The organism is Domibacillus enclensis (assembly GCF_900156125.1).
Lineage (GTDB): Bacteria > Bacillota > Bacilli > Bacillales > Domibacillaceae > Domibacillus > Domibacillus enclensis.
In genome coordinates, this window is the sequence record NZ_FTLX01000002.1 from 312,737 (window position 1) to 325,225 (window position 12,489).

Sequence of the window (12,489 nt, forward strand, 5' to 3'; positions counted from 1 at the left end):
TTAATACAGTTAGTACGGTTTCAGAAAAAGGAGGACGGCGATGTTTACGATCGATTCAAGAAGCCGCGTGCCCATCTATGAGCAGCTGATGAAAAAGCTGCAGGAGCTGATCATTCGCGATGTGATGAAGGAAGATGAACAGCTTCCTTCCGTGCGTGCTCTGGCACAGCAATTAACGATCAATCCGAACACCATTCAAAAAGCGTACAGGGAGCTTGAAAGAGAAGGCTATATTTATTCGATTCCCGGCAAGGGCAGCTTTGTATCCCCTGTGAAAAACAAGATCGACAAGGAGCGGATGGAAATGTTGAGGAAAGAGCTTGAGCGGATCGTCGGCGAAATTTTGTATTTAGGCGTACCGAAGGATGAAGTGATCAAGCTGATCGAAACGATGGAAGAGCCGGAAAGGGGAGAGAGCGGGAATGATTAAAGCCGAACACGTATCCAAAACATTCGGGCGTTTCGAAGCAGTGAAAGACGTACAGGTACACGTGAACAAAGGATCGATTTACGGGTTGCTCGGATCGAATGGCGCCGGGAAAACAACGCTTTTGAAAATCATCTCTGGCATTGTAAAAGCCGATAAGGGCACAGCGCAAGTAGAGGGGCAATCGATTTTTGAACGGCCTGACGTGAAAAAGCGGATTTTATTTATCCCGGATCAGCCGTACTTTTTCCATCAAACGTCTCTTTTACAGATGGCCTCGTTTTATGAAGCGGTTTACGATCGATGGGACAGCGAGCGGTTTCACCAGTTATATGAGCACTTTTCACTTGATCCGAAAGCAAAGCTGTCCCGGATGTCAAAAGGCATGCAGCGTCAGGCGTCCTTTATTTTAACGCTGGCAGCGATGCCGGATGTGCTTGTGCTGGATGAGCCATTTGACGGTCTGGATCCGGTTGTTCGCCAGCAGGTGAAAAACCTGCTTATCCAGGATGTCAGCAACCGGGCTATGACGGTGCTTGTTTCCTCACACAATCTTCGGGAAATGGAAGATTTCTGTGACGCAGTAGGGGTGATGCATAAAGGGCGCATTCTCTATGAGCGTGATTTAGAAGAATTAAAAACAGATGTAAGCAAGCTGCAGGTCGCCTTTAAAAAAATGCCGGATGACACATTTTTAAGTGGAATGGACGTCATGCATATGGAGAAAAGAGGACGGGTATTAACGTGCATCGTCCGGGGACAGGAAGGGGATATTGACCGTCACGTGCGTTCATATGAACCTGCCATTTACGACGTGCTGCCGCTCACGCTAGAAGAAATTTTTACATATGAAATGGGGAGTGTCGGCTATGAAATCCGGAATCTTATCGTTTAATAAAGGGCTGTTTTCACAGCATGCACGCTCTGTTTTATGGATTAGTGTGTTTTTCCTGCTGTCGCAAATCATTCTTCTCCCGCTCGGCATGCTCGTTGTGCGCCGGGAAGAGTGGGGCATTCAGTCAATTTTAGAGACGAACCCTGATAACGTACTGCTGACGATTTCTTTTTCTGTTCAATATGTTACGTATCTTATTTTTCCGGTGCTGGCCGGCATTATTTTAACGAGCTATATGACAAAAAAGGGCTCATCTGATTTTATGCACAGCCTGCCCTTTAAGCGGGAGTCGCTACTCACGCATGTATATGCGGCTGGCGCCGCTTCACTTGTGCTGCCAATTGTCATCAATGCCGCCATTGTGCTCATTATGCGGCCATTTGTGCACCCTATCTCGTATACAATTGGAGATATTGCAGAATGGGCAGGTCTATCTGCTTTTATCGTTCTTTTCCTGTTTATTGTGACGGTGCTGATCGGCTTGTTTATCGGTCCGGCGATTTTACAGGGGGTTATGGCGTACGGCATTTTTATTATTCCGGCCATTTTAGTTGTTTTGACGCTGACTAATGCCCGCTACTTTGTGAATGGGCTGGCCGTTGATTCCTATACAACAAAAATTATGGAAGAGGGCATTTTTTTCATCCGGGCGGGGGCGTATGAAGCAAAGCCGTTCACCGGAACAGAATGGCTCGTATACATTGCTCTTGCAGCAGCGGCTGTTGCGATTTCCTATTATGTATATAAAGTAAGACCAGCAGAAGCGGTGGATGAAACAATCGTGTTTCCTTTTTTCCGCTGGGCCTTTATATTCGTTTTAACGTTTGGTGCAATGATGATTGGAGGGCTTTATTTCGCTGAGCTTCTAGGCGGGACGTCTGCCTGGATGATCACAGGGTATGTGATCGGGGCCCTTGCCGGCTACACGCTTCTCCAGATGATTGTGCAAAAGTCGCTGCGGCTGATCTGGCCATGGAAAGGGTTTGCCCTGTTCGCCGCTTTAATGGTTGTCCTGCTCATCCCCGGCATGCTGTTTGCCAAGTCCTATGAAAACGCAGTGCCGGATTCCACGGACATTACCAAGGTGTATGTCGGTGAGAGCAATGAACCATTTGAAAATGAGTTTTATATGGAGGAACAAAAAGCGCTGCTGCAGCCCGATGCAGGGTTTATGACAGGAGCTGATTCAATCAAGCAGGTCCGTTCCATGCACAGCAGGCTGATCGGCATGGACAATGGCCTTGGCTTGATGGAGGCGTATCCTGTGACGATTATTTATGAGCTGTCAGATGGAAGTGTGCTGCGCCGCCAGTACAATGTGGACGTGGATTCCGTAGCGGATGCAGCAGGCGAGCTGCGGTCAAATCCTGAGTTTATCAAGGCATCAAGCTCACTATTCGCATTAAAAAGCTGGGACGCCTTCAAGTATTTGACGGTACAAAATGAGGCTTTCGGTTCGTCCCCGGTTGCCAACGTAGCCGATGAAAAAACGGCCTCAGCAATAATCAACGCGATGAAGCAGGATGTGCTGTCCCGAAATACCCAGGTGCTATCGGGAGACTTTTATTCCAGTGCTGGCTGGATCGAGGCGACAGTCGGCGACAATATGAATCAGCTGAACATTTCCCAAGCGATCAACTTGAGCGATGAACAAACGATTAACGTGATTCGTGAATCTGTGCCAAACGGCCAAACGTTCGCTTCAGCTGATATGGTGGAGGAAGCCTATATTGTTCAGACACCAGACCGGGCCAGCGTTCAACAGCTGACTGATTTTGTCTGGAGTGGTGAGGAAGAAGTCGATTTGTCAAAAATACCTCTTGATTCGCGTAAAGTAGCGGATCAAGAAGAACTAACCGCACTGATGAATCCAGCGGGGCTCACAACAGAAGCCGGAAGCCGCATGCTTGTGCTGAAGTGGAAAGGCAATCCTGGATTTGAAACGACCACGATTGCCAGCTTAAAAGAATAGCGATGAGGAGCTTGGAACAAAAGGTTCTGGATAGAAGAAAAAGCCGGACGATTGTATCGTTCGGCTTTTTTTCGAGCTCTTCATGATGACAAACCGGTTAGTGGCTGTGCTTGTGCGAACATGGTTTGGGCGGCTTTTGCAGGACTTCGCGTTCGGAGGGGCGGGCGGTGAGCTAACTTTTGCCGCTGCCGCGTCAAAAGTGGATCTCACTTGGCCCGCTGATCCCTCCCGAGTCTTCGTCCTGCGCCAGCCGCCCTGGTTGGGAGGACAGGCAGCTGGTCAAACCTAAAAAGAAGCGTTCTGAATGAGTAACAACAAACCACTCTCAATTATTCGTGTGAAAAAAAAGAAGGTGCTTCTTATACAGCAATTTGTTAGTCATTGAAATCAAGCCCTTTTCCAGCATTTTTATCTTCACAGCTTTATTAGAACCACAACGGGCGGAGGGAAGCCGGCGGAGACTTCCATGTGACGAGCGGACAGGCTGAAACAGCCGCGCACTTTGGGCTGGTTCAGCGTTCGCCACATAGAAAAGCGGAGCCGGCAGCCCGGAGCCCCTGTGTGTGCTTTTCCAAGAAAAAGAAGAATCAAGGCTTTCATCTGCTAGATTGTTCAGATTCACGAGCCAATCTCATTGCTATGTCCCACCCTTTATTTCATCATGGAGGAGTTTTTGCCAGGACTGGGCGTGGTGAACGGCGATCTGGCAATCACACTCGGCGGCTACTTTATTCAGCTCCTCTGAAAAGTATTCAGCACTTTTCCCGTGAAAGGAAATACCGTCTGCTTCTGCATTTTCAATTGTTTCCAACGCAATGACGACGTCCTTTTTGGCTGCGCGCCCCCATGCAAGTTCTGTTTTTGCGGCGCTTAAAATTCGCTCAGCGCTGTCCCGGTATGCCATAATGACCGTATAATCTGTCCGGTCAATGACAAACTCCGCCAATGTTCCACCGGAAGAAGAAGGAATTTCGTCATACCAGAATGGAATATCAGCGCCAAGCGTGAAGCCACTATCCGCTGCCTGCTTAATCACCTGTTCATAACGGTATACAGCCAACTGCTGGTCCTCGGTCCATTTATCCGATAAATACGGCTCAATGTCGAGATGAATGCCATCCCAGTCATGCAGCCGCACCCGTTCAAGAAAACCATCCAGGTCTTCATCCGTATAATCCGGTGCACCGTCGAGAGCATGTACACGGATGCTTTGGTTATGGGCCGCTCGTATGAACTCCTCATATACAGCATCCGATACGAGGGGATCGATCTGAACATACACGTCGGTCACGTGCTGCTGCTCGAAAAATAATAGCAACGATTCACTGCTCCTTAAAGTGGAAGCATCCCAAATCCATGTGGCTTTCTCTTGTTTAGCCATAGCACACCCTCCAATGTAAAGAAGAATAAAGGTGATCACCAAGCTGCTTAATAAGGGCAACCGCTTCAAATAGATCTCCGCCTTTGCTCATATAAGAATGGACTACAATTATAACAAACAGATTGGTTGTTTTTCAGTTTTGTGAACAGTTCTAATTCCACTGGATTCTCAAGTATTTTCGGATATAATAGAAAAGATGTATTTTTACGTTAGCGCAAACATTTTAAAAAAAGATATGGTACGATAAAAATCTATGAATTTGGAAGGAAAGAGGACTTTTCACCATGAAGAACGAAAAGACATTTTGGCTGCTTGCTCTGGCTTTCATCATCTGGCAGCCGGTTATCGACGTATTAACGTCTGCATCACTGCTTTTGCTCAATATTAGTTTAACGGTTGGCGTCATTGTTCGCGTCCTATTTATGGCGGCGCTTGTGCTGATGCTGCTATGGAAAGCGCGGCAAAGCAGCCTGGCAAGGAAATATGTACTTTATTTAATCGCCCTTGCTGCTGTCATCATGATCAATATCGCGCTGAACTTCAATATTAAAGATCCTTACTATATTGCGAGCGAATTGAAATTTTTTAATAAAGTCGTGTATTTCCCGATTATGTTCGTCGGCTTCAGTATGCTGTATCTTTATTTCAAGCGTGAACACATGCCCTTTAAAGACAAAACCACTGCTTATTTCCTGTATGCCTCGCTTATTATCAGTGCGGTTTTCATCGTTTCCTTTGTCACAGGAACGAGCCTTTCCAATTATTCTCACACGAAAATTGGCTTTACAGGCTGGTTTTATGCCGGAAATGAAATCGGTGCGATCATGGCGATCATTTTGCCGATCACGGCTCTCTATGCCATTGAGCGGACAGAACGCGTTAAACAATGGCGCTATTGGATTCCGTTTGTCCTTTTAGCGATTTCCATGCAGTTTCTTGGCACAAAAGTGGGCTACGGCGGGATTTTAGTCGTGTTGCTGTCAGCCTTTTTCACGATGCTCATTTTGTTTTTCACAAAAGAGCGGACAGAGAAAATCCGTTCAAACATGCTGATCTCCCTTGTGCTCATTGCGGTTCTCGCCGTCACGACACCGATCACGCCTGTTTTTCATAATATGTTTGCTCATTTAAGTCTTTTAAACATCGAGCTGAGCTTCGGTGAAAAGGAAAAAGAAATCGATCCAGATACCGGTGAAGAGATCGAGGACGAGGAAGAAGAAGAGGAAAACGATATTACAAACGAACAGCTTCAAAACCTTGTCTTCAGCAGCCGTGAAAAGTATTTGCAGGAAATGAAGGATCAGTTTGCGGAAGCACCAATGACGCAAAAGCTGTTCGGAATGGGCTTTGCCGGCAACTATGAAGAGCCGGAGCCCGGCAAAACACCGAGAATGATTGAGATGGATTTTGCCGATCTCTTTTTCTCGCTCGGCATCGTTGGCTTTTTCACGATGATATCTTTGCCGCTTTATTACGTAGTTCGCTTTTTGATTCACTTCGTTCGTCATTTAAAAGAAACCTTTACACCGGTGAACGTGATGTATGGTGTTGCTTTTATCCTCGGTCTGGGGATCAGTGCAACGGCCGGCCACGTTTTGACCGCTCCAGCCGTTTCGATTTATGTGGCAGCTGTAATGGCGCTGCTCATGGTTCGTGAAGGTATTATAAAAGAATAAGAAAAGCCGCTTCCATATTCGGGAGCGGCTTTTTTATCGTGCTAAATATGAAGAGGTATTAATATAGTGTAATAATTTTTTAAAGTTTTTGTAATATTCTTGTTTTTATATTAAAATTCTACTATGCTTTGAATAAGTGTTCATATTTTACGAGGAGGAATGTCAATTGAATAACAAGAACAAGTTTATTGCAGCAGCAGCTGTCGCGTCTGTCACGGTCTCTGCTGCAGGGGCATCCGCTGCAACGGGTTTCACAGATGTACCGGCAAAGTATGAAGAAGCGGTTCAATTTTTAACAGAGAATGAGATTACAGCTGGTTTTTCTGAAGGCACGTTTGGGACGTCTATGTCCATCACACGCGTTGATGCGGCGATTCAATTGGCAAAGGCACTCGGTTTCACAGAAGAAGATACATATGAAGATGCAGGTTTTACTGACGTTCCGGAGCGTGGGCAATGGGCAGTGAATGCACTGGCGGAGTGGGGCGTGACAAACGGGAAGGCACCGGGTAAATTCGGCGCGTTTGAACCGATCACACGCGGAGAAGCTTCTTACTGGCTGGCGACTGCTTACGGTCTTGAGGTAGATGAGACAGCGACCGAAACACCGTTTACAGACGTGAATGAACGATTTGGTCCATACGTGAATGCACTTGTAGAATCCGGTCTGTCGCTCGGCAAAACGGCCACAAAATTCGGTGCGGCGGATCAGCTGCTTCGTGGCGAGTGGGCACTGTTCTTATACCGCGGCGCACAGCTTCCAGAGGACTTCCTTCTTTCATTAATTCATACAAACGATACACACGCACATATTGAAAACGTGGCGCGAAAAGCAACTGTCGTTGAAGCGCTTCGTGAAGAAAATCCGTCTTCTTTGCTGGTGGATGCCGGGGACGTTTTTTCAGGCACGCTTTACTTTAATGAATTTAAAGGCCAGGCGGATCTGGAGTTTATGAATCTGCTCGGCTATGATGCGATGACATTTGGCAACCACGAATTCGACCTTGGCACAGAGCCGCTTGCAGAATTTGTGAAAAAAGCGAAATTCCCATTTGTATCAGCGAATGTGAACGCAGAAACCGACGCAAATCTTTCTTCTCTTATGAACGAAACGGTGACAGATGAGCCGATGGACGGTGAAGTGTATAACGGCATTATTAAAGAAGTGGACGGCGAAAAAGTCGGGATTTTCGGCTTAACAACAGCGGAAACGAAGACCATTTCTTCTCCTGGCGATGACGTTGTATTTGAAGACTATATTGAAGAAGCTGAAAAAGCGGTTTCTTCTTTTGAAGAAGCGGGTGTCAACAAAATCGTTGCACTGACGCATATTGGCTTCCAGGACGGCGGCGGAGACAATGATGTGACGCTTGCGAAAGAAGTAGACGGCATTGATGTCATTGTCGGCGGCCACTCCCATGATAAATTGGACGAGCCTTATATCGATGAAACAGGTGCAGAGCCTACCGTGATCGTTCAAGCAAACGAGTACAATAAATTTGTCGGCACGCTGGACGTCATCTTTGATGAAGACGGCATGGTGACAGAGTATGCCGGTGAATTGATCGAGGTTGACGCGAAAAATGAAGATGAGACTTACGTGTTTGAAGAAAACGAAGAAGTGAAAAATATGTTGGCGACAAAATATACGCCGGCTATCGATGAAGTGAAAGCGCAGGTTGTCGGCTCTGCAACAGCTGCTCTTGACGGTGAACGGGCAAGTGTCCGGACAAAGGAAACCGACCTTGGCAACCTGATCACAGACGCGATGCTGGCAAAAGCAAAAACGATTGATTCAGATACGGTGATCGCCCTTCAAAACGGCGGCGGCATCCGCGCTTCCATTGACGCAGGCGATATTACAATGGAAGAAGTGCTGACGGTCATGCCGTTCGGCAATGCCCTGGCGATTATGGATTTAACCGGTGCGGAAATCAAAGCGGCACTGGAGCACAGTGTGAGCCTGGCACCTGAACAAAACGGTGCGTTCCTGCAAGTAGCCGGCTTGAAATTCACGTACGATTCGTCGAAGGAAGCAGGTTCCCGTGTGACATCCGTTGAAGTAAACGAAGGCGGCACATTCACAGCGCTTGATGAAGCGAAAACGTACGCCGTTGCGACCAATACCTTTACGGCAAAAGGCGGAGACAACTATGCAATGTTCAAAGTGGCATACGATGACGGCCGTGTGAGTGAGCCTGGTTTCGTTGACTGGGAAACGTTCACCGAGTATTTGGCTGCTAATCCAGAAGTCGATGCCGCAGTAGAAGGCCGCATTACAGATTCAGCTGCACAATAAAATGGAAGAACGTAGAGCCCGGACGCTTTCATGCGGACGGGTTCTTTTTTGTTTTTGTGACGAAATTCTGATAATTTCTTCTTTTTTCAAGTAAACGGTGGTATAATTTTTTGGATAAACGCATTTTCATCTCAGAATGCAGACAAGCAAGGAGTGGCAGAAATGATCGTATGTAAATTTGGCGGCACATCCGTTGCCAGCGCTGAACAAATTAAAAAAGTGGCATCAATAGTAAAGGATGAGCCGAAGCGAAAAGCGGTAGTCGTCTCGGCACCGGGCAAACGCTTTGGTGATGATATAAAAGTAACGGACTTGTTAATTGCGCTTGCTCATGCATCGCTGCAGGATCAAAATGCGGAAGCGGAATTAAAAGCGGTCGTGGACCGTTATGCAGACATTGCCAAGGGACTGGACCTGGATGATACAATCGTACGGGTCATTGAAGAGGATCTGCGCGGACGAATTCAGGAAAACCGCGATAACCCTCCCCTGTTTATGGATCAGCTGAAAGCAAGCGGTGAGGACAACAATGCGAAATTGATCGCAGCTTATTTTTCAAGCATCGGCCTTGATGCTGAATATGTGAACCCGAAAGAAGCGGGCTTAGTTGTCAGTGACGAACCAGGCCGTGCCCGTGCGCTTCCGGAAGCATATGAAAATCTGGCGAAGCTTCGTGAAAATGGCAAGATTGTCGTGTTTCCTGGCTTCTTCGGCTACACGCAGGAAGGCGTCATGATGACCTTTGCCCGCGGCGGCTCGGACATTACCGGGTCGATTTTAGCAGCCGCGTTAAAAGCAGAGCTGTACGAAAACTTTACCGATGTCGACTCGGTTTTTGCGGCAAACCCGAATGTCGTTGATAATCCAGCTGAAATTAAACGAATGACGTACCGGGAAATGCGCGAATTGTCTTATGCCGGCTTTTCGGTTTTCCACGATGAAGCGCTCATGCCTGCTTTCCAGCATTCTGTTCCGGTTTGCATTAAAAATACGAATAATCCATCAGCGCCAGGAACGATGATTGTGGCTGAACGGGAGTACACGAAAAGTCCGGTGATCGGGATTGCAGCGGATGCTGGTTTCTCTACACTGTATGTAAGCAAATATTTGATGAACCGCGAAATCGGCTTTGGCCGCCGTCTTCTGCAAATTTTAGAAGAAGAAGAAGTGTCCTACGAGCATACGCCATCCGGCATCGATGATCTTTCCGTTATCGTGCGCAGCCACCAGCTGACGCCGGAAAAGGAAGAACGGATTTTGGCCCGTTTCCGTGACGAGCTTCACGTGGACAAAGCAAGCGTTGAGCACGGATTTGCGATGATCGTGCTGGTCGGCGAAGGTATGCACAACACACTGGGTCTTTCAGCGCGGGCAACAGCCGCGATCTCGCGCGTCGGAGCCAATATCGAAATGATTAACCAGGGCTCATCGGAAGTCAGCCTTGTATTCGGCATCAAAGCCGAGGATACCGACAGCGTTTTGCGTGAGCTGTACAAAGAATTTTTCAGCAAAAGCGCTGTTCTTCAATAAAAATGAGCTAAGCCCCCTCCATAAATAAATGAAGGGGGCTTTTTTTGACCGGATTCGCTGGTGGATGGACCGGATTCGTGTGGCCGATGACCGGATTAGGGGTAATCCGGTCATCAGCAGTCCGGATTCAGCCCAAACGGCAAGTTTTCCAGTCCATCCACCACCACTACAAATATGGAGGAATGGGTTTTTATGACCGGAATAGTGAATGAATAGACCGGATTCATTTAGTCAATGACCGGATTAAAGGTAATCCGGTCAATGCGAGTGGGGATTCAGTCCAAAAGCTGAATATTCCAGTCCATTTGAAAGAAAATCCGGTCATCCGTGAACGCAAAAAAAAGATCCCGCGAAGAGGATCTTTTACTGTTTTATTTAAGCTTGTCTAAAATGCTTTTGCCTGACATACGCGTTCTATGAGAGTCGCTGTATGATTTGCGAAGGTTGTTTGTTCCTACACGGTTTTTCACTTTCGGGTAAACGATTGGAGCGATAATGGCACCGTACTTAATTAGCTTCTTTAAATTCATTTTCGTCATCTCCGTTCTAAAATGTTCATTTACATTAGTATACCCACTGAGAGTCTTTTAAAACAACGTTTTCATTATAACACATTTCTCCATTTTTTTCTAAGAAGTTCATCCGGCCGGGGCTTTCCCGTGGTAAAATGAACAAAAAGTTTAGGGAGGAAAAACAATGAAAAGAAGGATTTCTTTGCTGCTGGCAGCCGTTTTATTTGTCAGTGTAACACCGGCAAATGCGGCTGATCAAAAAGTTGATTATGTAGCTTTTGGCGACTCTATTGCGTCTGGTCAAACACCTTATGGGGTAAAGGTGGGAACAAGTTATACGGATTTAATTGCGGATCAACTGGAGACGGAAAACTACCTTTCTTCCTTTTCGAAAGAATTTGCTTTATCCGGTGAAACAAGCACACAATTTCTTGCTAGACTTACACAATCAAAAGTACAAGCTACAGTGAAAGAAGCCGAGTTAGTCACCATTTCAACCGGAGCAAATGATTTGATTCAGCTGGCGCTTACCGGAAGTACTGAATCGATGCAGGTGCTGGAGGTCTTGGCGAAAATCGATCGGAATATAACGGAGGGCATCAAACAACTGAAGCTGCTGAACCCATCAGTAGATATTTATGTAACAGGTTACTATTTTCCTTTCCCATCCATGGAAGAAGGAACTCAAAAAGATAAGTTGAAAACGGCATTTTCTTTATTTAATGACCAATTAAAATCTACAGCTGCCAGACAAAGTGTGTCATTCGTTGATGTTGCAGCAAAATTCAATTCAAGCTATTTACCAAATCCAAACGATATTCACCCAAATGTAGCTGGATATCAGCTCATAGCTGATCAATTTTTTGCTGTTTGGAAAGGTGTCGTTCCAGTGGTAGACCAAGATCCATTCTCTGATATTGGCACAACCGGTTCACAAGCCCGCCTGGCGATTATGAAACTGGCAGAAGCCGGTATTTTAAATGGCAATCCGGATGGCACATTTACGCCGAAAAGCAACATTACTCGTGCAGAAACAGCGATTATTTTAGCGCGGGCGCTTGGGTATGGAAAAACAACGGCTCAGCCTGGATTTTCAGATGTATCCACTAACATGAAGGCGTATGATGCGATTGCGGCTTTAACAGAGGCGGGTGTTTTTGCCAAAGCGCCGAAGTTTAATCCGGACAAGCTGTTAACACGGGCGCAAATGGCACGTGTTTTAACACAGTCCCTGAAGCTGGAAGCATCGAATGCGGTGCCATTCTCCGATGTACCGGCGACGCATTGGGCAAAGGATGAAATTGAAGCGGTTGTCTCAAATGGAATCATGAACGGCGGTTCGAATTCACGCTTTCTTCCAGAAAACAATATGACACGCGAGCAATTTGCGATGACAGTGTACAATGTATGGAGCCAAACACCATAATTAGGGAAAAGAGCATCTTTTTTCTCTGTACATCTGAAATACAATATGCTAGTATTTACAACGTACTCAAACACAATATATAGTATGCGATGAAAAACAGGTACCAGTAATGGTGTAAAAGGGAATCCGGTTTAATTCCGGAGCTGTCCCCGCAACTGTAAGTGCAGACGAATGCCAGGCCACTGTGAAAACGGGAAGGCGGCAGGAGGATGACGCACGAGCCAGGAGACCTGCCTGTTTTTCTGTAAGCGACACTTTCTTCGGGGGTTGAGAGGTGGAAGCGGCGAATTCTGCCATTTCCTCATTTTACCCATTTTAGAGCGATGACTCAGCCGAAGAGGCGAGAGTTGTCGCTCTTTTTCGTTTGCTTG

10 protein-coding genes and 1 riboswitch are annotated in these 12,489 nt (G+C 46.7%); of the genes, 8 read left to right on the forward strand and 2 right to left on the reverse strand.

Annotated features, from left to right (window positions below; translation table 11 throughout):
* Window positions 1-40 precede the first annotated feature (40 nt).
* Genes BW952_RS05415 through BW952_RS05425 form a run of 3 tightly spaced genes read left to right on the forward strand, consistent with a single transcriptional unit; the run spans window position 41 to window position 3,294 of the window.
* Entirely contained in the window at window positions 41-430 is a 390-nt protein-coding gene (locus BW952_RS05415; protein WP_045849064.1) for a GntR family transcriptional regulator, read from the forward strand.
* The gene (locus tag BW952_RS05420; RefSeq protein WP_045849063.1) at window positions 423-1,322 is read left to right on the forward strand and encodes an ABC transporter ATP-binding protein; all 900 of its coding nucleotides are present in this window, start codon (window positions 423-425) and stop codon (window positions 1,320-1,322) included. Before BW952_RS05415 ends, BW952_RS05420 begins: the two co-directional genes overlap by 8 nt.
* Window positions 1,297-3,294 (forward strand): hypothetical protein, encoded by a 1,998-nt coding sequence (locus BW952_RS05425; RefSeq protein WP_045849062.1) that lies wholly within the window; start codon window positions 1,297-1,299, stop codon window positions 3,292-3,294. Before BW952_RS05420 ends, BW952_RS05425 begins: the two co-directional genes overlap by 26 nt.
* A 637-nt stretch (window positions 3,295-3,931) precedes the next feature.
* Here the strand turns inward: BW952_RS05425 and BW952_RS05435 are convergent.
* Window positions 3,932-4,675, reverse strand: coding sequence for a hypothetical protein (locus BW952_RS05435; RefSeq protein WP_045851151.1), 744 nt, complete (start codon window positions 4,673-4,675; stop codon window positions 3,932-3,934).
* 284 nt (window positions 4,676-4,959) lie between these two features.
* Between BW952_RS05435 and BW952_RS05440 the strand changes: the two genes are divergently transcribed.
* The 4 genes from BW952_RS05440 to BW952_RS19340 all read left to right on the forward strand — a co-directional run bounded on the left by BW952_RS05440 (window position 4,960) and on the right by BW952_RS19340 (window position 10,392).
* Entirely contained in the window at window positions 4,960-6,351 is a 1,392-nt protein-coding gene (locus tag BW952_RS05440; protein ID WP_045851152.1) for an O-antigen ligase family protein, read from the forward strand.
* 166 nt (window positions 6,352-6,517) lie between these two features.
* On the forward strand, window positions 6,518-8,650 hold the full coding sequence (locus BW952_RS05445) for a 5'-nucleotidase C-terminal domain-containing protein (protein WP_045851153.1): 2,133 nt from the start codon (window positions 6,518-6,520) through the stop codon (window positions 8,648-8,650).
* A gap of 162 nt (window positions 8,651-8,812) precedes the next feature.
* Window positions 8,813-10,180, forward strand: coding sequence for an aspartate kinase (locus BW952_RS05450; protein ID WP_045851154.1), 1,368 nt, complete (start codon window positions 8,813-8,815; stop codon window positions 10,178-10,180).
* Between the two features lie 44 nt (window positions 10,181-10,224).
* Window positions 10,225-10,392: a hypothetical protein gene (locus BW952_RS19340; protein WP_156149422.1), complete on the forward strand. Its 168-nt coding sequence runs from the start codon at window positions 10,225-10,227 to the stop codon at window positions 10,390-10,392.
* A gap of 159 nt (window positions 10,393-10,551) precedes the next feature.
* Here BW952_RS19340 and BW952_RS19345 read toward each other — a convergent pair whose 3' ends face one another.
* Window positions 10,552-10,710 (reverse strand): hypothetical protein, encoded by a 159-nt coding sequence (locus BW952_RS19345; RefSeq protein ID WP_156149423.1) that lies wholly within the window; start codon window positions 10,708-10,710, stop codon window positions 10,552-10,554.
* A 166-nt stretch (window positions 10,711-10,876) separates the two neighbouring features.
* Between BW952_RS19345 and BW952_RS05455 the strand changes: the two genes are divergently transcribed.
* On the forward strand, window positions 10,877-12,118 hold the full coding sequence (locus tag BW952_RS05455; protein ID WP_045851155.1) for an S-layer homology domain-containing protein: 1,242 nt from the start codon (window positions 10,877-10,879) through the stop codon (window positions 12,116-12,118).
* Window positions 12,119-12,199: 81 nt separating this feature from the next.
* Window positions 12,200-12,370: riboswitch (cobalamin riboswitch) on the forward strand.
* The last annotated feature ends 119 nt before the right edge of the window (window positions 12,371-12,489 follow it).